Genomic DNA, 22,724 nt, shown 5'->3' with positions numbered 1-22,724 from the left:
GAGATGGTGATAACGAAGTGTATCGTGATGTGTGGGACATTCAACTCTGCCTGAATCGTGGTTGTGGAGTGCTTGTGTTGTAAGTTGTATGAGCTGCCGCAGCGTGGGCCATCGGCGAGGATACGGAGAGAATGTCCTCGACTGCGCTCATAACCTCTTGCTCTTGTTCATGGATGAAAAAGTGATTGCCTTCGAACATCCGGACATCCATAGGTGACATCGTATGCTGCTGCCAGGCACGAAGTGAATCTGTGCTAACCTCAAAATCCCTCGTTCCCCCTAAAACCGTCATCGGGCATGCCAGTGGATCTCCCGGCTGATAAACATAAGTTTCACATACCTTAAAATCTGCACGCAGACGAGGCATAATAATTTGCATCAATTCTGCATTTTGCAGCACCTCTTCGGGGGTGCCCTGCATCAAACGAAGCTCTTCGGTGAAAGAATCGTCTGCTAAATTATGGAGCCGTTTCTTGGAGTATGGAAGTTGAGGAGCGGATTTACCAGATACGATGATATGCACAGGTAGTTTTCCAGCTTTGCTGTACAACTGCCGCGCTGTTTCAAATGCGATCAGTGCCCCCATACTGTGCCCAAAAAAGGCAAATGGCTTATGTATGTATGGAGCCATAGCGGGAACCAACGATTGGACGATGTCTTGAAGGGTTTCCATTGGAGCTTCAATGGAGCGGCTCTCACGTCCAGGGAGTTGTATTGGCAACACAGTAATATCAGGCGCGAGTCTGGACTTCCAAGAGTTAAATATGTAAGCACCACCACCGGCGTAGGGGAAGCAGAATAGTTGGAGCTTCGCAGCCGGTTGGGCCTCTGTTTTAGCGAACCAAGATTGTGATCGAGTCGTCATATGAATTCCTCCATCCTCTACGCAGTTCATAATTTTACAGTAAATCCTTATATCTCTTTTTTTCTTCCAACACTTTCTAGCTTTTTTAAATATACAAACTTTAAAACGGCTTGACACGGGACAAAAGGGCTAAATTACTAGACTTCATAAAAATAAAACAAAATCCATATTATGCTATTTGTTTCCAAACTACAAAAACAACAATTTGACTTTTTCGCTCATTATCTGCCCATCATGATCTGTAAATCTAGCCTAAAACATAATTTCACATTTTCACGAACATTGTAAAACTAAAATCATTATGATTTACAATTACGCCCAAACCCCTTATCCTATAACAATTTTATCTTTACATGCCATTAACATAAATGTAACAAATTCAACCTGATATCATCCGACAAATTCCGCCTTTTTCCGCGCCCACTTTCAACCTCCTATATAATGGAACTAATTTAAAACAAGCACACACAAACCAAAATTAATAACTCTTTAAATTTTTAATAAACCGGGTTTTTAAGTAGTTCTAAAGAACTATATTATGCATAATTTTTTTTGACTCTTCGTCTAAAAAAATTAGTTCTAATTGATTTTTTCGCTTCTAAAGCTATGTTTTTTTCTTTTCAATCCTAATAGAAACTTTTCAATTTTACTTCATAAGTACCTGTTTTTTAGAAATTTATATCCTTGATTTTACTCTTTCATCCCCCAAAAACAGTAACAGCAAACAGCAAGTCTCCCTTTAGTCAGAGACTTGCTGTTTTATAAGTTTATTATGATTGAATTCACCAGCGAGGGAAGTTTTGACTTCAAATTTCAAGAGGATGCCGCTGCCGCGAGCGTACCGGAAGAATCAGCAGTATGATGAATACTTCGCACGAAACGAATCGTTTTTGTATCTGAATGCATTACAACTGAATGGGTTTCAGCTCTGTGACCAGGCAGAGAACGAACCCCCTGCAACCACTCACCAGGCGTCACGCCTGTAGCGACAAACATCACGCCTTGGCGTCCGACCATGTCCTCCATCGACAGCAACGCCCCTGGATCAGTAATACCCATGCGTTTGCAACGTGCAATCTCTTCTTCTCCATGAGGCAGCAAGCGGCCCTGTATTTCTCCGCCCATGCATTTCAGCGCGGCCGCTGCCAATACACCCTCAGGAGCGCCGCCAGAGCCGATATGCAAATCTACACCGCTGTCCAGGCAGGTTTCAATTGCACCCATCACATCCCCATGACCAAGCAGCTTGATCCGAACGCCGCTTTCCCGCAGAAGCTGAATGATCCCGGCATGCCGTGCACGATCCAGAATGGACACCGTAAGATCGGACAAGGATTTCCCCAGTATGCGCGCTGCTTTTGACAATGTAGTCGGGATCGTGTCCTCTAGTGACAGCTTTCCAGCCAATGCCGGACCAACAGCTAATTTTTGCATGTACATATCCGGAGCGTGTAGTAGACTACCACGAGGTGCAGCAGCAATGACCGACAGTGCGTTATTCAAACCGTTCGCCACCGTTTCCGTCCCTTCGAGAGGATCAACAGCTATGTCCATGGCTGGCCCTCTGCGATTGCCTACTCTCTCCCCGATATACAGCATGGGAGCCTCATCCATTTCGCCTTCGCCAATCACGACCGTGCCGTCCATGGATACCGCATTAAAATGAGTACGAATGGCTACTGTTGCCGCCTCGTCCGCGCTATTCTTATCTCCACGCCCTGTCCATTGTGCCGATTGCAGTGCCGCTGCCTCTGTTACCCGAACGAATTCCAATGCCATTTGACTCTCCATACCTATCCCTCCACCTCTCCTAAAAATGATATTACCTACAGGCAAATAAATATTTTCAGGGCAGCTTTGCTGCCATTTTATTTATATCTTTATATAATCTCCTATATCCTACGGCCGATCCTTATCTTTAGAGCAGCTTTGCTGCCTTTTATATTTACACTCCTGTATCCCGTAATTATATTTTCTTTATAAGCGCTGCTTCTAAGTTGTTTCGCTTCTATAACATTCTGATAATCAAGCCTGCTGTCTCTTCAATGGCTTTATCTGTAACATCAATGACCGGACAATTCAGCTCTTTAAACAAAGACTGCGCATACGCGATTTCCTCTTCCACCCTTGTCGCTGTGGCATATTGCACATTATTAGGAAGCCCCATAACCTTTAGTCGTTCACTGCGTATTTTCAACAGCAGCTCCGGCTGGATCGTCAATCCGAATACTCGGCCATGCTGAACATCCTTCAACTGAACAGGCGGTGTAAGCTCCGGTACAACCGGAATGTTGACTGTTTTATAACCTTTATGTGCGAGAAACATGGATAAAGGAGTTTTGGAAATACGTGACACTCCAAGCAATACTATATCTGCTTTGAGAATGGCGCTCACATCTTTGCCATCATCGTATTGAACTGCAAAATCCAGTGCCTCTACACGCCGAAAATAGTTGTCGTCCAGTCGGTGCAGTAGACCAGGCTTCTCTTTGGGATCGTTATGAAACGTATCGGCGAACGCCTGCATCATCGGTCCCATAATATCGACAGCCCGCACATTCAGCCGAACAGCCTCTTCTTTCATCGCCTCTCTCAATTCCGGCTGTACCAGCGTATAAGCTACAAAGCCTTTACGCTCGGCAACTTCCTCCATTACCCGACTCAGCTCGTCTTCATCCCTCACGTTCATAAATCTTTTGATCTCTGTGTCTGGTAACTCAAATTGGCGCATGGTCGCCTGTACGACAGCTTCTGCCGTCTCGCCAATCGAGTCTGAACAGATCGCTATAAAATGACTGCTCGCCTGAACCATTCGATTCCTCCCATTAATCCTCTGCTACCATATCGAGCAACATTTTAATAATATTTGTTTTTGTAATACGTCCCACGACTTTCCAGTGCTCTCCTGGTTTGTCAGAATCCGAAGGGACGACGACAGGCAGGCTGTCGATTTGACGAGCAATAATTTTGCGTGCTGCCTCTAGTACGGTATCCTCTGGGGAAACAGTGACCACATTCGCCTGCCGGGTCATCACAAGACTGACAGGAATGGTTGCTGCATTGGGATTGCCTAACGTTACCTTGAGTAAATCCTTGCGGGAAGCCACCCCTGCCAAATCTCCGTCTTCATCGGTGACAATCAAATTGCTCACATTTTCCAAAAATAGAGCTACGACAGCTTCCTGAATTGTGGTTGTTTCACGTACGATGACTGGAACCCCGTGAAGATCACCGACTTTCATTTGCAAAAGCCGGAATTTTTCCTCCCGGTTCGGCGTGCCCCGCTTTCCAACAAAATAACCGACCTTGGGCTTAGCATCTATGTAATTCAGAATGCCCAATTTGGATAGGTCGGTCCGAATGGTCGCCTTACTGAGATTAAGCATTTCCGCAATCTGGTCACCCGTTATCGGGGCATGCTTTTGTACGATGTTTAAAATTTCTACTTGTCTTGCCGTAAGGTCGATGATGAACGCCCCTCCTTTTTTTGCTTGCGATCTGATATTGAATATAATACGTCATATATAATAATAAATCAACCTAAAAAAAGCATATAAAACATCACATATATAAAATTAAAGTGGTTATTCATGTTTTTTTATCATTTAAAACACTTATTCCATACAAAAAACGGGTGCTTTATCCCCCCTCTTTCGAGTAAGGCAAAGCACCCGCTTTCCTATTCGTATCTTAAAGCATCAATCGGACGCAGCTTCGAAGCCTTGCGCGCCGGATATACTCCAAACAGTACGCCGACTCCCATGCAGCACAGAAAAGAGTACAACACTGGCTCTATCGAATACACAATCGGCATTTGGACGAATTTCTCAAGCAGCTTTGCACCCCCAAGACCCACCATTACACCGACTAGTCCACCCATTAGACTAAGAAAAACAGCCTCAGCCACAAACTGCAGCATAATATCACTGCGCTGCGCACCAATCGCTTTGCGAATTCCGATCTCCCTCGTACGCTCCGTGACGGACACCAGCATAATATTCATAATACCAACACCGCCAACACCGAGCGCAATTGCAGCTACACCGATCAGCAGCATATTCATAACCCGGTCAACCCCAGACACTGTTTTTAAGATTTCCGTCTGGGTCATGATTTGAAAATCATCGCCCTCTGATGGCTTTAGCTCATGTCTGGCACGCAGCACCTGCCGGATTTCAGCACTTGCCTGATCAATCCTGTCCTCCGTTGTTGCAGAGGCATTCACCTGCTGAATGCTCATATTGCCCAGCCGTTCCATTCCAGTTGTAATCGGTACATATACCTGCTGCCCGCTGTTGCTCATATTGGAATTGGAATTGGTCAGCACACCAACCACCTTAAAAGGCAACTGCTTGATCATGATGGTCTCACCGACTGCCCTGGAGGCATCCGGGCCAAAAATATTACGGGCTGCATCACTCCCCAGCACAGCCACATTCATCCGTTTATCCACTTCATAGTGAGTAAACGACCTGCCCTGAGCTAGCGACAGCTTTCTCACATGGACAAATGCCAGCGAAGTCCCCTCAATTTGCCCGCTGACCTTATTGCGACTCCACGTAATATCTGCACTGGTCATCGCACTTGGTGCTACCTCTGCGACTGCTTTTTGCTGCTCTAGCGCCTCGATATCCTCCAGAGATATCCCTTTCGTCTGATTGAACGACATGGAGCTGGACCCATCATATGGAGCATAAGGATAGATCATCAGCAGATTATTTCCCATACTATTGATCTGCGATGTAATTGTAGCGGTTGATCCTTTACCGATGGCTACAATCGCAATCACGGCGGCCACTCCGATAATAATGCCCACCATGGTCAGCAAGGATCGCAGCATATTGGTTCGCAAACTATTGAGCGATACACGAATAATTTCCTGAAATTTCATGCCTTCACTTCCTCTGCCGCCATTCTTCGTTTCTCAACAGGCTGATCCTTTTCAATCCGCCCATCTCGAAAATGAATCAGACGCTTGGCGTATTCCGCAACCTCCTGATCATGAGTAACCAGTACAACCGTTTTCCCCTGATCGTTCAGACGCTGAAAAATCCCCATGATTTCCACACTTGTTTTGGAGTCCAAAGCTCCTGTCGGTTCATCCGCCAAGAGAATAACCGGATTGTTCACAAGTGCACGCGCAATGGATACCCGTTGCTGTTGACCGCCTGACAATTCGTTTGGCCTGTTGTTCATCCGGTCGCCTAGACCTACACTTGTGAGGGCATCCATGGCCCGCAAACGACGCTCCTTGGCAGAAACTCCCGCATAGATCATAGGCAGTTCCACATTCTCCAAAGCTGTTGATCGCGGGAGCAAATGGAATTTTTGAAATACAAATCCGATTTTCTGATTACGTATAATAGCCAGTTCATCCTCGCGGGCATCTAAGATCGAATATCCATCCAAATAAAATTGTCCTGACGTAGGTAAATCCAGACAGCCGATAACATTCATCATCGTGGACTTGCCTGAACCAGACGGTCCCATAATCGCAACAAAATCACCGTCAGCAATATCAAGCTGGACCTCACGCAGAGCATGAATTTCCTGATCTCCGACATGGTACACTTTTTTCAAACCCTCAATCTGAATAACATATCTCATGCCCGTTTAAAAGCCCCCCTGCATGCCGCCCATTGCGGAAGGATCTGGCGGAGGTTCAGGAGCAGGCACAACAATCGTGTCCCCCTCCTTTACACCGGATTTAAGCTCTACTCGGTCTGGCGTGTAAAATCCGAGCTCTACGGGCTTAAATGTGCGTGCCCCGGGATTCGCAGCGTTAGCAGAAACATACACGCCATCCTGGCCTCCTTCGGATCTCAGTGCAGTCGCAGGAACGAACAGTACATTTTTGTGTACTCCCAAAATAACGGCCACATTCATAATCATGCCTGTTTTTAGCTTACCTTTCGGGTCATGTACAGACATCTCCATCAAATACGTCGTCATCCCTTCATCCGTAGAGGCTTCCGGTGAGACAAATTGCACCTTGCCTGGAAACGATTCACCCGGATATGCATTGGTCGTCAACACAGCCGTAAGCCCCTTTTTGACCTTGACAATGTCGGTCTGACTTACCTTCACAACTACCTTAAGGTCGTTGGAATCCGAGTTATTCATTACAATAAATGGAGCCGTCGGACTGGTCCCTACATCCCCGTTCACCTTTAAAATCACTCCGTCCCACGGCGCCGTGACCTGAAGCTTGTTTAACTCATTTTTTTTCTGCTCCAACTCAGTTGCCAGTCTTCGAACCTCTATCCGTGAGGATTGAATACTCGATGCATCAGCCGGAACCTGAGTCTTGTGAAGCTCAGCCATTGCAGCACGGTAGCCAATTTCAGCCTCTGAAATGGTGCGACGTTTTTGCGACATAATTTTGCGGAACTGTAAATCTAGATTATCATAGTCCGTTTGTGCTTTATCCAATGCTTGCTCAGCCTGCTCCAATTCACTATTGGATACTGCCCCGGCATCGTGTAAAAACTTTTGGTCTTCATATGCCTTCCGTGCCTGCTCCAACTGCTTTTTGGAAGCTTTCTTCTGACTTTCGGCTTCTTCCAGCTCAAATGATTCTTGCGCTGTATCGACAGCCATTTTGGCCCGAAGTACATTTGTTTTCTGAATTTCAATATCCTCCGCCTTCGGACCCTTCTCCAATTCAGCCAGTTTGGATTTGGATATTTCCAAAGAATCAGACGCACTTTGTATTTGCATTTTAATTTCTGAACTGTCCAGAAGCGCCAGCACTTGCCCTTTTTTGACCTTGTCCCCGGCTTTCACGTTCACCGCAGCCAGCTTGTTATCGCCTGCACTCGTAAAGTTCAGCTTCACTTCCTTGGATGCTTGCACGGTGCCGGACGTGTCCAGCTTCTCGCTCACATCGCCGCGCTGTACTTTAAACGTCTCGTCCTGAACTACAGGTGCTGCCTGCTCTTTGGGCATATTCAGATATACTGCTGCTCCGCCTCCGCCTACAACCAGCAAAAAAATCGCAGTCCAGATCCACTTTTTTCTCCGTTTTCTCCGTAGCTTGATTAAAGCATCATTTAAAACCGTTTCTGCCAACGCCTTTTCCTCCCTATGTGCTCCATGGCTTGTTCAACGTATACTCATTTTGATCCAACTCGATCGCCAGCTCTTCCATTTGCCGTTCAATCTGGTTTACTTTCAACTGGTTGTTTTTCAATTCCATCTCAATAATTAGACCTCTGGCCCACTTTTTGTGTGATAACTCCAAGGCTTCTTTTGCTGTACGCAAGCTTTCTTCCAGTTGCACGTATTTCTTTTGGTTTTCCTTAACCGTGGCATACAAATTGCGGAGTGATTCAGCAAAATCCTTTTGACCTTTGGCGAGCTCCTCCTTAGCTGTATCAACATCCATTTTAGCTAGATCGTAAGCACCTGCACCGTTATTAAAATCAAAATATCTCACATTGAGTTCCGAAGTTTTGATACTATCCTCCAGCTTCCATAAATTCGGATTCATGTCTGTCAGCTGTTGTATATGTAATTCAATATCCAGCTTCTTCGGTTCCTTGTACACGGGTCGATCCACCATTTCATAGGCTGTTCCGTTAGGCTGTCCCATGAGGAAGTTCAGAGCATCCCTGGATTTTTGCAACGCAATTTTTCCCTGCTCGACCGCTTGCTCCGCCTGGACTCTGGCCTGTGTACTCTCGTTTTTCGCATATTCAGACAGCTTGCCTCGCGCAAATTTGGCAAGTGCAATCTTTTCCTCCGCTTGGGCGATTTCAAGCGCCTCCAGATCATTTTTCACCTGATTCTCTGCTACAAACACACTTTGGTAGCTTTTCATTACATTAAAATAAATCTGGTCTTTGGCATATTGCGCTTGCTTTTTGCTGGCTAGATAGGATAGTGTCGAGGAACTGTAATTCCTCCAGGACGTTTCATTATCAACATACTCATTGTCTATATAATCGATAGGTGAATTACCCAGCTCCTTTTCGGCATTTTTCAGTTCAAGTCTACGGCGCTCTACATCCCGCTCGGCGGTACGCGTATTGTAGCTGTTCGTCTGTGCCCATTCCACTGCCTGCTTAAGCGTTAATGGAGGTAGAGCCTGTCCCGTTACGGATGATGTCTTTGACGTAGCTGCAGCAGATGAATTAACTGACATATTTGCTGACATGCTTCCTGATGGACTGTCAGCCTGTACAGTGGTGACCAAGCCTGTAGAAAAGGACAATACAAGCAGCACGGCAGCCGCTTTTTGCTTCATAAATGAATTTCTCCCCTTTCGGTGCATCTTCGAATCTTTTCCATTCTTTTCGACATAAATTTCCACGAATTCTTCGCATTCTAATTGTACTTTCAGGTTTATGTTGGTACAAGGTGTCAAAACAATACATTTTTGTAACCTTTACTGCCAGATTACTCGTTGTAAACTACTTTACACCCCACCAGACATAGATTTAATCTGTTTTTACCTGAACTTTACCTAAATTTCAGCTAATTTTAAGGAAACTAACAGCATCTATTAAGGTTTGGAACATATACTAAAGAAAGAATAACAGCCGCTCACTAGGAGGGTTAATAGATGATAAAAGAATCTCGCATGACAACTACTAACGAACCGTCTGATTTATGGATGACTCGCTTTCTACGCGAATCAGAACAAAAAAAGAAACAACTCATTCGGGAAGCCCGAAAAAATAATGATATACCGCTAATGAACAGTATTTCTTTTCACCTTGCCCAGCGTGACCAGCAGCATCTGATTGGATAAGCTTAACTGGGAAATCTAGTGCTATATATGAATACCACCCTTCGTTAATCTACATGATACGCCAGTTTAAAAAGAGACGGGACAAATCAAAACTATGATTTGTCCCGTCTCTTTTTGGCGAGGATTCAGACTAGTGTTATATTGTGTCTCAAAAACAATGCCACCTTTGCTCGTTCCTCGCCTATTCTTCCATCTCCGTCTGCGGATGATATAGATATTGATCCAGCGGGATACGTCCGTTTGCATTAAACTGTATGCCCTCTTCTTCCAAGTACAGGCGCTGCAGGGATGCGGACTCATCCTCCTGCAAAGCAATCTCTCCCAAGCGGTTGACTACTCTATGCCATGGAAGTCGATGTTTTTGGCTCAGTGTATGCAAAATTCGTACCACCTGTCTAGCACCTCTTGGGCTTCCGGCCTCTGCCGCAATTTGACCATAAGTCATTACTTTTCCCTCAGGGATCAGCAATATAATTTGAAGCACTCGGGCAGTGAAAGGCTGCATGTTCTAATTCCTCCGCGTTACTATTGCTTTTTTCCATTATTATAGCACCCTGAACAGAGGCCAAAAACCCCTGCTCCTACAATTGTAAGAAGCAGGGGTAAAACCATCATTGAAATTTAGAATCCACTCAGACCCTGCTTCTTCAAATCCTGTGCTACTAATCGCGCCAGTTCCCTTGCACCCGCAAAGTTTGGATGTAGTGTATCACCGTTCATATACAAAGCTAGCGTAGCTTCTTTGCCAATAGAGGTGAAATAAGCTGAACTGAGAACATTCAGATCGACTAAAGGCGTTTGTTCCTCTTGAGCCAGCGCCAAAATAGCGCTTCTATACCATCTGTTTTCAGCGTTGTGTACATTGTTAGCATTAAAGTCAGTGGCTCGGCCTTGCGGTGTTGACAGAATTACCGTCGCCCCCTTAGCCTTCACCTGCCGAATCATATCCCGCATCCAATCCTTAAACTCCGCTTCGCTTTCGTTATGCTTTGGATTGGTGTCATTAATGCCTAATTGGAGAATAAAATAATCCCCTGGCTTGATATATTGAACGATCGCCTCTAACTGACCATCGTGATGGAAGCCTCTAGCAATCTGGCCCCCTGACGCCATATTGCGAATTTGAAAAGTATTCGTGTTTACAAACTCTGGAAGCAGTTGACCCCATCCTGCCTGCACACTGCTATCTAGCGGATAATAGTTACATACCGTAGAATCCCCGCCGATATAAATCGTGCGATTCGTAACTGGATTGCTAGACAATTGCCTGATTTCCAGTGCACTGAGTGTGAAGACTGCGCCCTCTTTGCCTTCAGTAACTAGCAGATTTAATTGCCCGTCTGTCACTGGAATTTGAAAACGATCCTTGGCCCCATTTCCCGTCATATTTATGACCTGGTACACCCCTTCGGCCGCAACACTCGAACGAGAAGTATTTCCTAAAGTAACCGACACCTCATACAAACCTGGAGGAAGATCGACGTCGAAAGTATTCTCGCTTTTCGTACCTGTAGCCAAGAATTGTACCGCATCACTTGCCACCCCAGTTCCCGATGCACTGACATTACGCATATTCTCAGGGGTACGAAAGCCATAGCCACGTGCTGAGTCATAGGACAGCGAAGCGCTCACTCCGGTATACCCCGTTTCGACCGTACCCCCGCCAAAATCAAACTTGTACTCGCCAGTTGATGCATGTGCCGGGGTAGCTATCCCTAGCCCCGGCGCACCGCATAAAAAGGCTGCTAAAAGCATACCAGTCAATCCTTTTTTCCACTTCATTCTTCATTCCTCCTCCAGATTTTTAATTGCATGAAGCAAAGAATATTTTTGTAAGCGTATACATAAAATTCTACCCATGGTTGCAGGGTTGTACCTATGTCATTCTTATGCAATTGAAAAATAGCTTATTCGTTAAGCTGAACTTGTACTTGTCAGCCTGCATAGTGAGTATGATCCAGTATATTATATGCCTGTACACAAAAAAGCTTCGCAGATCCAACTGCGAAGCTCCCTGAAGCAAAATTCCGTTAGTTCAAAACTACTGCATTAATCCGAAACCAAAATCCCGTCGAAGCTCTCTGGACCTACTCGTATTGTACCCAGCAGGTTAGCTGATACAAAGGCTGTATACACCAATTGTGGCGTAATCGGTGGGTTAAAATCATCTGCTGAGAACGCAATAACCTGTGGAGCTAATAAACTTAAATTAAAAGTTGACGTAGCCGAATAAACAACAGGGTCTGTTATCTGCGTACCTCTCACAATAGTAATTGTAATCCCTACTAAAGCAAGTGGAATTTGAAGAGATATAGTTCCTTTAAGCAGAACCCGTGGTGTACCTGTAGCTCCTTGGGTGTTTAATCCGATCTGTCCGAACAATTGCGGCGTATTTAAAAGAGTGATTGGGATGGCAATAGAGTTGGCTGTCGAAGCATTTTGGGATGTTCTTCCATCAATAAATGTTCCCATAGTTTCTCCTCCTCTCTCTATCAGATACTCATAGTCTATGAAAAAATCAGTTTTGTGCTTGGACTGAATAACTTGTAAAACACACAACTTCTGATGAATAGGCGAATGTACAGCCCCTTCTCTGATCCTGTGAATACACTAAACCAACACTGGGAAAGGAGGGACGTAATGTCCAATAAGTTTAGAGCCACGTTGAGGGGGGCTAATGAAGTGCCTCCTGTCAGAACGAATGCGACAGGAACTGCGGAATTTCGTTACCGTCCAGCGAGCCAGCAATTAAGCTTTGAACTGACGGTTCGCAATATTTCACGGGTAACTGAAGCGCACATTCATCTGGGACGAAGAGGTGAAAATGGTCCTGTTGTTGCTACACTGTTTGGCCCTTCGAAGTTTGGGATTACCGTAAGAAGAGGTGTCGTTACCGGCGTGCTGCGTGCAATTGATCTTACCGGTCCACTCAGAGGCAGAACCATTAATGATTTGGTATGCCAAATTAGAGAGGGCAATGCCTACGTCAACGTCCACACGATCCGTCATCCGAACGGTGCCATTCGTGGGCAAATCAGACGCGCACCTATCAAACGTTGCAAATAACGAATGAACATGAGTACTAAAAAGAACTTCCATACTGCTCATTTTGAGCCTATGGAAGTTCTTTTTTTTTAATTCTTAACAAAAGTTAAGAAGTTCATAAGCGATTCTTAAGCCGCTCCCTTTCAGGTTGTTAAGAACTTTATCTTTTAATAGAAAGAGTTCAACAAGATACAGTTCACTACTGAAAGGAAATGAAGCTTATGAAGCCTACGACCAAAGAAAAAATTCCTGAATTACAGTTGGTCAGAGCCATGGCGATTTTAGCCGTCTTAATGGTACATGCCACTTCCTATGCAACGGTCCAACTTACAAATTCCAACCTTTATGTTGTATATAATGCGCTCAATGTGTTGATGAAGTACGGTACCCCTGTATTTATCGCGCTTAGCAGTATGGTGCTGTTCTATAACTATAAGGATCGTCCGCTGGGACGACAGCTCTTGAGGCGCTTTTATAAGCAGAGATTGCTGTACATCCTCTTACCTTATGTCATGTTTTCTCTGTTTTATTTCATCCTGTCCCTTATGGCTGGTAGTACCGAACCATGGAGTATAATTACACTTGCGGAAAACTTTGCTCTGAAACTGGTTACGGGCAAAGCGTACACCCATTTATATTATATTTTTATCATGATGCAATTTTATCTTGCATTTCCATGCATACTATGGCTGTTCCAGCGTTATCGGCAATTTCCGCAATGGTCTATTGTCATTGGGCTGCTGCTACAGTGGTCATTTATAATTAGCAACAAATTTCTCTTTCAGGTTCAAAATAAAGGCAGCTGGGCGCTGTCCTATGTGGCCTGCTACATGCTGGGCGCAGCTCTCGGCTATTACTATCCCCAGCTTCGAACTTGGTTTCTGATACGTAAGGAAGAACGAAGTTTTACAAGCGTGCTGACATGGATCGCAATTTGGGCTTTATGGCTGATTTCAGCCACCATTCATGTCTATATGTGGTACGAAAATAGATTGTACGGAACCTCGTACAATTCGCTAGTTTTTGAACTTATGTATAACATGTACAGCCTGTCTAGTACGCTGGTATTACTACAGATTTCCTTTTTAATGTATAGAAGACAACATTCCTTTGTCATTCGCAAGCTGGAACGTCTGGGCACACTGTCCTTTGGTGTGTATCTCATACATCCATTTTTCCTACTCTTGTATCGGCAGTTTTCACCACACATTGGCTCACCGCAGCTTATTCATGTGTGGTACACTGGAGGTTTTTTGTGTGCACTTCTTTGCTCTTGGCTCGTCGTGTCGGTCATCGCCCGCTTCCTGCCATGTGCTTGGATTTTGTTTGGTCAGCTACCGGGCATAGGAAAAAGGAAATCCCAGCGAGACGAGCGTATGTCTTCGCCCGAAACGCTATTATTCAAAAGCTGATGATCCCCAACAAACGACCTGAGATGAGTGTCCATAGCCTCCATCGTCAAAAAGGTATATAATACGCCCATATTGTATACTGCTGGAAAGAACAGAAAGGGTGCACAACCATGCATAACATGCATAACGGAACCATTTTATTAGTAGACGATGAACCTGAAATTATTAAGCTCATGCAAATATATTTAGAAAATGAAGGATATCGCTTGCTCATGGCACGGGACGGACTGGAAGCGCTGGAGCAGGTTAATCGGGAACAGATAGATGTAATGGTGCTGGATGTGATGATGCCCAACATGGACGGGATTGAAGCCTGCATGAAAATCAGGGAAACCGAGCATTTTCCGATCATTATGTTGTCTGCGAAGGGACAAGATATGGACAAAATTACAGGGCTTAGCGTTGGGGCCGATGATTATGTCACCAAGCCGTTCAGCCCGCTGGAGCTAGTGGCACGCATCAAATCCCAGCTACGTAGAGTACGGAAATATACCCACTCCTCTCCTATATTGGAGCATGAAATGGTTCTGGATGAACTCTCCATTAACACTGTTACACATGAGGTCACTCTCGCTGGAGAATCCGTTAAGCTGACTCCGCGTGAATTCGCTATTGTTGAGCTTTTGGCTCGACACCGGGGTCAAGTGCTGAGCATGGAGCAGATTTATGAGAAGGTCTGGAAGGAGCAATATCTGGAATCCAACAACACGCTAATGGTTCATGTGCGTAAAATTCGCGAGAAAATTGAGACTGATCCGCGAAAGCCCAAATACCTGAAAACGGTGTGGGGCATCGGCTATAAAATGGAAAAATTCGATTAATGGAGGACTTGCGTCTTGAAGGCAAAACGATACGATACGCTGGGATGGAAGCTGGCAGCCCTTAGCCTTGCCGCCTTCACTTTAACTGGACTAATTTTAATGGTGTTTTATTATGGAGCGTCTTTGCTGTTATGGCTGAATCCCTCGCGTTCTTTTTTTGGCACTCGGCTGATCCGCTGGACCGTCAATCACATTGGTTCCTCACTGATCTTGCTGGTGTGTGGGCTGCCTTTATATATTTATTTCTTTTTCCTTTTTACCAAAAATACGATTGGCTATCTACGCGAGATTACGACAGGGATGCAGAATTTCGCGGACGGAAATTTATCCTATTCGATTCCGGTATCTTCCGCAGATGAACTGGCAACCTTGGCAAAAAATATGAACACCATGGCAGACAAGCTCCGTCTTTCAATAGAAGAAGAACGGGCTTCCGCCAAAGCGAAAAACGACCTGATCACTGGTGTATCCCACGATCTTCGCACCCCGCTAACATCGGTGATTGGCTTTTTGGAGTATATTGAAACCGACCGTTACCGGGATGAAATTGAGCTACGCTATTATGTAAACATTGCTTATGAAAAATCGCTGACGCTTAAAAAGCTGATCGACGAGTTATTTGAATACACGCGTGTGAGTGGTGGTAGCCTGCCACTGGAGCTGGAGCCTGTAGACCTCGGCAAATTGCTCACTCAACTTGCTGAGGAATTTGTACCCTCACTGGAACAGGCGGACATGTCCTATCGTGTCCGAATCGTTGAGCCTGTTCGGATTTTGGCCGACACGGGCGAGCTGGTGCGCCTGTATGAAAATTTATTTTCCAATGCGATTCGATACGGAAAGGATGGTAAGCGTCTCGATATCACGATAGGACGTGAAGGCGATGAAGCGATAGTGATCTGCACCAACTACGGCACCCCGATTCCACCGGAAGATGTCCCACATCTCTTTGAACGGTTTTACAGAGTGGACAAATCACGCTCCAAGGAAACCGGAGGTACCGGGCTGGGCCTTGCTATTACCAAGAGCATTACCGAGCTACACAATGGCCGCATTTCGGTTAGGAGTAATCGCAAACAAACAGATTTTGAAACCCGTTTTCCGATCTATCGCGCCCGTTAGACGGGCAGTATAACGCTAACCAATCAACAACGTATAAACGATACCTGGTCCGTGTACACCGATCGTCAAATCATTTTCAATATCCGACGAGCGGCTCGGTCCAGTAATAAAATGAATGCCTGCGGGCAATTGCTCGCGCCCTGCTACGTCAAAACCGCTTAAAATCTCGCCCAGTCGTGTTCGCAGACGTTCCACGGGCAGGAGAATGATCAGCACGGTCGGCAGCAGACTGACCGAGCGCCCCTTCTCCGGCGAGGATAGCACTGCTACCGAGCCGGTGTAGGCGGCGGCCTCATCGGCCATGACGATGCCGATATCGGCCTCCGCGGCGCGTGCCTTCCAGTCTTCGGCTGGATCGGTGTTCCACACCGACAGTCGGACTTCCGGCAGCGCTGCTTCCAACTGGAGCGCATCCAGGTCCGGCTCATTCTGCCGGACGATATAGGCTGCTCCCAGCTCGCGCGCCTTGTGCGCGATCCAGTCTGCCGCCTTCTTCAGATCCGGCAGACGCACCACATGTCCGCCAACACTTGTAAAGTTGGCGGTGAACTCCTCGATGCGCTGCTCCGCACTCCATTCGAATTCGTGCCAAAACGCAGGTGCACCGCGAAACGGCTGTATCGGTGGCTCTGTCTGTCGCGGACGCTTGAGCCGCGCCGCAATGCCTTCCATAAAGCGTGCCTGCTTGGCACGGGATTCTGCTTGCATGTGATGAAGCCATGCTTCATGCTCCGCTTTTGCTTGCGCAGAAGGATTACGCTGTTCACTCATGCTGCATCCCTCCTGTTCTTCTATCCGCCAAGATCGTCTCCATTCGGCTGAGAATGTCTGGATGCATGACCTTGCGTTCCTGCTCCAGCTCACGCGCTAGTGTGTTCCAGTGCTGACGGAAGGACTTATTCGCCAGACTAGGAGCCACACGGTACGTATTCCAGCCTTTTAAGGGGCCAAGCTTAAGGGTAATTTCTCCCTTACGAACCACCGCTTTCTGTGCGATCTGCCCGAGACTGATCGCCGCAGCGAATCGCTTCGAGCTGGAAACTACCGCTGCAAAACCTTTCATCCCGATCGTCTCCAGCTTATCCCCTTGTCCTGCCTCCACCTTGCGTCTACGCAAATAAACCAGCATATCATGCAGTGGTATTTTGACCGGACAGGCTTCATAACACGCTCCACACAGACTGGACGCACTCGCAATATCGTTCCACTCTTCAATGTTGCCATGAAGGGCAGGCGTAAGCACTGCACCGATAGGACCGCTATATGTCCCGCCATACGCGTGCCCCCCAATGTGTCGGTACACCGGACAAGCGTTCAGGCAAGCGCCGCAGCGGATGCAATTTAACAGCTCTTGAAACTCAGGATTGCCTAGCTGAAGCGAACGCCCGTTATCTACGATGATAATGTGCATTTCCTCCGGTCCATCGGCATCCTGGCTGCACCGGGGTCCTGAAATACCGGACATATACATCGTCAGCTTTTGTCCGGTAGCGGAGCGTGGCAGCAATGTAGCCATCACCTCCAAATCTGTCCAGGATGGAATAATTCGCTCCATACCCATCAGTGTGATTTGCGTTTTGGGCAGAGTAGAAACCATGCGAGCGTTGCCTTCATTTTCAAACAAAACCATGGAACCCGTCTCGGCAATGGCAAAATTGCAGCCTGTCATGCCAATATCCGCTTCTAGAAACTTTTCACGCAGCTTTTTGCGGACAAAGCCCGCCAAAATCGTCGTATCTGCGGACAGCTCCTCCCCTGCTTCTTTAGACAGCAGCTCGGCAATCTGATAACGATTTTTGTGAATCGCAGGGATCACGATATGAGATGGTGCCTCTCCCGCCAGTTGAATAATATACTCACCGAGGTCACTTTCAATCGTCTCGATATCTGCACCTTCCAGCGCCTGATTCAAATGCAGCTCCTCCGACACCATCGACTTGGATTTGACGACAGAACGGGCTTGATTATGCGCGGCAATGTCCAGTGTAATGCGCACGGCATCCACTGCGGTGTCGGCAAAATGGATATGCACCCCGTTGGCACGGGCATTTTCTACAAACAGATTTAAGTAATAGTCCAGATGGGCAATAGTATGAAGCCGAATTTGACGCCCCCGCTCACGCCATTCCTCCCAATTTCCATGCTGCTCTGAAGCTGTCCGCTTGCCGTTGCGCAGTCGCTCGGTAGTGAAACGAACTGCATTCCGCAAAAAATCATCATTCAGAGCCAGCTCTGCACGTTTTTTGACCTTTTGGTTCATAGAGTGCGTATGTACAGCGGTCATGCGTGCTTCACCCCTTCGTATAACAGCTCTGCCAGATGCATCACCCGAACTGGCTCTTTCCGATATCTGAGATTACCGGCGATATTCATCAAGCAGGCCATGTCCAGTCCGACCAGTACCTCGGCTTCCGTCTCCCTGATATGGTCCACTTTTTCAGTCACCATCGCTCCCGAAATATCGGGCATTTTCACCGCAAAAGTACCACCAAACCCACAGCAGTCCTCCGCAAAAGGAAGCGGCACTAATTGCAAACCCTTTACGCTGCCAAGCAGCTTCATCGGTTCCTCCTTTACGCCGAGCAAACGTGTTCCATGACAAGACGGATGATAGGTTACCGTATGCGGAAAAGACGCACCCACATCGGTCACGCCAAGCACCTGCACCATAAATTGTGTAAACTCATACGTCTTTTGCTCCAGCCTCCGTGCCGACTCCAGCCACTCAGGCTCATCCTTGAACAACTCCGGGTAATGATGAATCATATATGTGCAGGAACCGGAAGGAGCTACGACAAAATCACTGTTATTAAACGCTTTCAAAATCGTTTTTGCCGCTGCCCTTGTTTCATCCCAATAGCCGCTGTTATAGGACGGCTGCCCGCAGCATGTCTGCACCTTGGGAAATTCCAGCTCGACACCATATCTGGCAAGCAAGCGGGCCATCGCTTCCCCTACCTTGGGATACATCGCATCACTTAGACAGGTAATAAATAAAGATACCTTCAAACGGCACACCCCTTCCGTCCATTTTCCAAAGGAAAACTTTCATCATAAGCATAAGCTTGCAGTGGGATTCTCACCTATGTTGATCTTACTCATCAGAGAATCCCACTGCAACAGCGATCGTAAATCAAATGAACCGCAGAGCGACCTCACGCCGGAAACTACCTGCTTACACAATCGTAACCGGAATGGACAACTCTGCAAGCTGACTGCGAATCGGGTCCGACAGCCGCGAATCTGTAATAATTTCGGACACTTGCGACAAGTTCACGACATGGGTAAACGCCTGCTGCCCGAATTTGCTCGCATCTGCCAGTAAAATTACCCGATCCGCAATGCTGACCATTTTCTGCTTCAAACGAGCTTGCAGCTCATTTGATTCACTAATGCCGCGATCCAGATGAACTCCCTGACTGGAAAAAAACAGCTTATCCACATAATAGGTTTCTAATGAACGCTCTGCGAGCGGGCCCACGAATGACAGTGAACGTTGAAGCAGCTGTCCTCCCGTCGAAATGACCTCGATTTTTTCCTTACCTGCCAGCTCTGTAGCTACCCGAATCGAATTCGTCAGTATCGTTAAAGGAATATCCGGCAGACTGGACGCCATATACCAGGCAGTCGTACTGGCATCCAGCAAAATGCGATCGTGCGGCTGAATCTGCTTGACCGCTTCCTCAGCAATCCGACGCTTTTCCTCCGCGTTCATAATTTCCCGTACCGCATAGGGCGTTTCAGGCTGCTCGTTTTTGACACTAACCGCTCCCCCATGAGAACGGCGCAGTCGTCCCGCCTGCTCCAGACGATCGAGATCGCGGCGAATCGTTTCTTCCGTTACTTTACATAGCTCACTCAATTCGGACACCCGTATGCTTCCTCTTTCATTTACGAGCTGCACTATCATCTCATATCTTTCTGCGACCAGCATGGCAATCTCACTCCACATCTTTAATGTACAAAAAGTCCTGTCACCCGCCGGAACCGCCCGTAGGCATCCTCCCACGCTTCTGACTCGGCAGGTTCATATTCCTCTACGGTAATAGAATCCGCAATGACCCGGCGTGCTTCCCATATATCGGCGAACTTTCCCTGTGTCATCCATTGTACCGCAAGATTGCCGATTGCGCTCGCTTCTGCGGGTCCTGCCCATACGGGTTTTTGAATCGAATTGGCCGTCCATTGGCACAGCAAGCGATTTTGAATCCCTCCGCCGACCATATGCAAACCATTAAAACGCTGTCCTGACACCCGTTCTGTAAGCTCCAAAATGTAGCGATACTTTAACGCCAGACTTTCCAGAATGCAGCGCGTAATCTCTCCCGGCGTCTCCGGCATTAGCTGCCCGGTATTGCGGCAGTATTGGCGTATGCGTGTTTTCATATCCCCGGCATGCAGAAACAGTTCATCATCAGGGTCAATCAAACAAGTGAACGCTGGAGCCTGTTCCGCCATATGAACCAATTCAGGAAAAGAATAGGAGTTTCCCTGCCGTTCCCACTCTCTGCGCGCCTCCTGTAAAATCCACAGTCCCATGATATTTTTAAGCAGCCTGTAGGTTCGGCCTACGCCGCCTTCATTTGTAAAATTAAATCGAAGCGTATCATCATTAATTACTGGCTGTGCGGTCTCCGTTCCCATCAGGGACCATGTTCCGCAACTCAAGTACGCAAAGGACCGCTCCAGCGCAGGCACAGCAGCCACAGCTGATCCTGTGTCATGCTCTGCTACTGCAATCACAGGAATCGCTCCAATGCCCAGATCCGTCATAACCGATGAACGGATTGTACCTGCAACACTTCCCGGCTCCAGTACCTCTCCAAACCAAGAGCGGGGAATGTTGATTCCAGACAAAAGCTCATCATCCCATTTTTGCTGTAACGGATGATATAACTGCGTGCTGGTTGCATTAGAAAACTCATGATACATTTCACCTGTCAGAAAATACCGCAGCAAATCAGGGATCATCAGGAAATGTTCTGCCTGCTCCAGCAAGGGTGATCTTGCATTTTGCATAGCAGCTAGCTGATAAAACGTATTAAACGTCAAAAACTGAATGCCTGTGCGCTGAAAAATAAACTCTTTTCCCAGCCGTTCCTGTACTTCTTCCATTACTCCATGGGTGTGCCAATCCCGATAATGATAAGGGTTGCCCAGCAATTCGCCGGTTTCTCCAATCAGTCCAAAATCGACCGCCCAGGAGTCAATCGCCAGGCTGGATGGATTCACTCTCATATGCTTGGCTTTGAGCAATCCTTGTTGAACCTCGTGATAGAGACGCAATATATCCCAGTGCAGGCGCTCCCCAACCTTGACCGGATCATTGGAAAAGCGATGGAGTTCCTCCACCACGATACGTGAATCGGTTAATTTTCCGAGTAGAACCCTGCCGCTGCTTGCCCCCAAATCATAAGCGAGGATGCTCACCAGCTCGCACCACCCTTGCCTCTTTTCAAAATCTGCGTACCATACTCAGACGCCAAATAGGCTTTCATTGGATCTGCAGGTAATCCTTGCTCTTCACGAATTGCTTTGAGCAACGGGGCCACATCAAACTCAAATGCTTGGCGTACGGCATCCTCCGCACCCAGCACATCCTGACGGCTCACCGCTTCCTCCACCTCTGCATGATTGATCAAAAGTGCCTTCGCATATTGAGTCTGCACATTTAGGACCGAGCGAATCATGGCCGGAATTTTGGGTTCGATATTGTGCGACTGATCGATTAAATAAGCAATTTTATCGACAGTATGACGGATATCTGCATCGACATCCTGAGCTGCGTTCAAAATCTGATAAAAGATTAAAAACAGCTCATATGGATTGGCGGAACCCACGATCAGATCATCATCCGCATATTTATAACTGTTAAAATGAAAGCCACCCAGTCGCTTCTCATCCATTAAAAACGCAACAATATGCTCCACGTTGGCTCCCGGCAGATGATGCCCTGTATCCACCAGCACCTGTGCCTGCGGCCCCAACTTGGTCGCGTAATGGTACGCCATGCCCCAATCGGCAATATCCGTATGGTAAAAAGCCGGCTCAAACGCCTTGTATTCAATCAGCATGCGCATATCCGGCGTAAGCGCCTTATACATTTCATGGAGCGCCTCCAGCATCCAATTTTTGCGTTTGCGAATGTCCCCCTGACCGGGATAATTCGTTCCGTCCGCAAACCATAGGCTAAAGTCGTTGGAGCCTGTTTCCTTTGCAATATCCACGCATTCCAGCAAATGGTTGATAGCCTTGCGACGGATTGCCGGGTCTACATTAGTAACGCTACCGAGCATGTAGTCCTCGTCTTGAAAGAGATTGGGATTTACCGCCCCAATTTGCAGGCCAAGACTTTCGGCATGACTGCGAAGCTTGCCGTAATTGTCAACTTTATCCCACGGGATGTGAATGGCAACGGACGGACATAAGCCTGTCAAGGCATGAACCTGTGCTGCATCCTCCAGCTTTTCGAACGGATCACGCGGCACACCCGTTTTCTGAAAGACTTTAAAACGTGTACCTGAGTCGCCATATCCCCAGGAAGGTGTTTCTATGCTAAGCGCTCTCAGTTTGGTCTTTACTTGCTCTAGGTCAATGCCTCGTTGTTGCTGCTGCTCCTCGAATAAGGCGTACGCTTTGTCACTCATCGTGGTTCCTCCTTGGAAAATGAAGTGAGTTATGGAGGTGGGAGGCCGCTTCGCTGC

22 protein-coding genes are annotated in these 22,724 nt (G+C 47.0%); 5 read left to right on the top strand and 17 right to left on the bottom strand.

The features are described from left to right. Positions 1-40: 40 nt before the first annotated feature. From MKX36_RS10850 to MKX36_RS10815, 8 genes are all read right to left on the bottom strand, one after another. The gene (locus MKX36_RS10850; protein WP_340864646.1) at positions 41-865 is read right to left on the bottom strand and encodes a thioesterase II family protein; all 825 of its coding nucleotides are present in this window, start codon (positions 863-865) and stop codon (positions 41-43) included. Positions 866-1,678: 813 nt separating this feature from the next. Further along, complete coding sequence (glpX, locus tag MKX36_RS10845; RefSeq protein WP_016818476.1) at positions 1,679-2,656, bottom strand: class II fructose-bisphosphatase; 978 nt, start codon at positions 2,654-2,656, stop codon at positions 1,679-1,681. Between the two features lie 217 nt (positions 2,657-2,873). Continuing rightward, positions 2,874-3,677 (bottom strand): pyruvate, water dikinase regulatory protein, encoded by an 804-nt coding sequence (locus MKX36_RS10840; protein ID WP_016818475.1) that lies wholly within the window; start codon positions 3,675-3,677, stop codon positions 2,874-2,876. Between the two features lie 13 nt (positions 3,678-3,690). After that, positions 3,691-4,305, bottom strand: a complete 615-nt coding sequence (locus MKX36_RS10835; protein ID WP_223822107.1) for a helix-turn-helix transcriptional regulator — start codon at positions 4,303-4,305, stop codon at positions 3,691-3,693. Positions 4,306-4,544: 239 nt separating this feature from the next. Then, positions 4,545-5,756 carry an ABC transporter permease gene (locus MKX36_RS10830; protein WP_017428484.1) on the bottom strand — a complete coding sequence of 404 codons (1,212 nt, stop codon included), beginning with the start codon at positions 5,754-5,756 and terminating at the stop codon, positions 4,545-4,547. Continuing rightward, positions 5,753-6,472 carry an ABC transporter ATP-binding protein gene (locus tag MKX36_RS10825; RefSeq protein WP_016818473.1) on the bottom strand — a complete coding sequence of 240 codons (720 nt, stop codon included), beginning with the start codon at positions 6,470-6,472 and terminating at the stop codon, positions 5,753-5,755. Before MKX36_RS10825 ends, MKX36_RS10830 begins: the two co-directional genes overlap by 4 nt. A gap of 6 nt (positions 6,473-6,478) precedes the next feature. Further along, positions 6,479-7,936: an efflux RND transporter periplasmic adaptor subunit gene (locus tag MKX36_RS10820; RefSeq protein ID WP_340864645.1), complete on the bottom strand. Its 1,458-nt coding sequence runs from the start codon at positions 7,934-7,936 to the stop codon at positions 6,479-6,481. A gap of 13 nt (positions 7,937-7,949) precedes the next feature. Next, the gene (locus tag MKX36_RS10815) at positions 7,950-9,113 is read right to left on the bottom strand and encodes a TolC family protein (protein WP_243537636.1); all 1,164 of its coding nucleotides are present in this window, start codon (positions 9,111-9,113) and stop codon (positions 7,950-7,952) included. Positions 9,114-9,431: 318 nt separating this feature from the next. On the opposite strand from MKX36_RS10815, the gene MKX36_RS10810 reads away from it, so the two are divergent. Next, positions 9,432-9,620: a hypothetical protein gene (locus MKX36_RS10810; protein ID WP_013370989.1), complete on the top strand. Its 189-nt coding sequence runs from the start codon at positions 9,432-9,434 to the stop codon at positions 9,618-9,620. Between the two features lie 181 nt (positions 9,621-9,801). Here the strand turns inward: MKX36_RS10810 and MKX36_RS10805 are convergent, their stop codons facing one another. The 3 genes from MKX36_RS10805 to MKX36_RS10795 form a co-directional block, all read right to left on the bottom strand. Further along, on the bottom strand, positions 9,802-10,125 hold the full coding sequence (locus MKX36_RS10805) for an MGMT family protein (protein WP_016818470.1): 324 nt from the start codon (positions 10,123-10,125) through the stop codon (positions 9,802-9,804). Positions 10,126-10,241: 116 nt separating this feature from the next. Then, positions 10,242-11,402, bottom strand: a complete 1,161-nt coding sequence (locus tag MKX36_RS10800; protein WP_044786595.1) for a rhamnogalacturonan acetylesterase — start codon at positions 11,400-11,402, stop codon at positions 10,242-10,244. A gap of 267 nt (positions 11,403-11,669) precedes the next feature. Further along, positions 11,670-12,092, bottom strand: a complete 423-nt coding sequence (locus MKX36_RS10795; RefSeq protein ID WP_016818468.1) for a hypothetical protein — start codon at positions 12,090-12,092, stop codon at positions 11,670-11,672. 168 nt (positions 12,093-12,260) lie between these two features. Here MKX36_RS10795 and MKX36_RS10790 point away from each other — a divergent pair, with 168 nt between their 5' ends. From MKX36_RS10790 to MKX36_RS10775, 4 genes are all read left to right on the top strand, one after another. Next, a complete protein-coding gene (locus MKX36_RS10790) occupies positions 12,261-12,686 on the top strand; it encodes a CHRD domain-containing protein (RefSeq protein ID WP_016818467.1) in 426 nt (141 codons plus the stop codon). Between the two features lie 200 nt (positions 12,687-12,886). Next, a complete protein-coding gene (locus MKX36_RS10785) occupies positions 12,887-14,077 on the top strand; it encodes an acyltransferase (protein ID WP_340864644.1) in 1,191 nt (396 codons plus the stop codon). 119 nt (positions 14,078-14,196) lie between these two features. Further along, the gene (locus tag MKX36_RS10780) at positions 14,197-14,898 is read left to right on the top strand and encodes a response regulator transcription factor (RefSeq protein WP_026065508.1); all 702 of its coding nucleotides are present in this window, start codon (positions 14,197-14,199) and stop codon (positions 14,896-14,898) included. A 15-nt stretch (positions 14,899-14,913) separates the two neighbouring features. Continuing rightward, a complete protein-coding gene (locus MKX36_RS10775; protein WP_257127027.1) occupies positions 14,914-16,020 on the top strand; it encodes a sensor histidine kinase in 1,107 nt (368 codons plus the stop codon). A 15-nt stretch (positions 16,021-16,035) separates the two neighbouring features. On the opposite strand, the gene MKX36_RS10770 is transcribed toward MKX36_RS10775, so the two are convergent. From MKX36_RS10770 to rhaI, 6 genes are all read right to left on the bottom strand, one after another. After that, positions 16,036-16,791, bottom strand: coding sequence for a LutC/YkgG family protein (locus MKX36_RS10770; RefSeq protein WP_340864643.1), 756 nt, complete (start codon positions 16,789-16,791; stop codon positions 16,036-16,038). Further along, positions 16,784-18,304: a LutB/LldF family L-lactate oxidation iron-sulfur protein gene (locus MKX36_RS10765; protein ID WP_340864642.1), complete on the bottom strand. Its 1,521-nt coding sequence runs from the start codon at positions 18,302-18,304 to the stop codon at positions 16,784-16,786. Before MKX36_RS10765 ends, MKX36_RS10770 begins: the two co-directional genes overlap by 8 nt. Next, positions 18,301-19,029, bottom strand: a complete 729-nt coding sequence (locus MKX36_RS10760; RefSeq protein WP_019687129.1) for a (Fe-S)-binding protein — start codon at positions 19,027-19,029, stop codon at positions 18,301-18,303. The genes MKX36_RS10765 and MKX36_RS10760 overlap by 4 nt, the downstream gene beginning before the upstream one ends. Positions 19,030-19,195: 166 nt before the next feature. Further along, entirely contained in the window at positions 19,196-19,954 is a 759-nt protein-coding gene (locus MKX36_RS10755) for a DeoR/GlpR family DNA-binding transcription regulator (protein ID WP_013370978.1), read from the bottom strand. 20 nt (positions 19,955-19,974) lie between these two features. Continuing rightward, complete coding sequence (locus MKX36_RS10750) at positions 19,975-21,450, bottom strand: rhamnulokinase (RefSeq protein ID WP_340864641.1); 1,476 nt, start codon at positions 21,448-21,450, stop codon at positions 19,975-19,977. Then, positions 21,447-22,667, bottom strand: coding sequence for an L-rhamnose isomerase (rhaI, locus tag MKX36_RS10745; RefSeq protein ID WP_340864640.1), 1,221 nt, complete (start codon positions 22,665-22,667; stop codon positions 21,447-21,449). The genes MKX36_RS10750 and rhaI overlap by 4 nt, the downstream gene beginning before the upstream one ends. Positions 22,668-22,724 lie beyond the last annotated feature (57 nt).

Origin of the sequence: Paenibacillus sp. FSL W8-0439 (assembly GCF_038008995.1) — a bacterium.
In the GTDB taxonomy this organism is placed as follows: Bacteria; Bacillota; Bacilli; order Paenibacillales; family Paenibacillaceae; genus Paenibacillus; species Paenibacillus polymyxa.
This window is presented reverse-complemented; position numbering and strand designations above follow the sequence as displayed.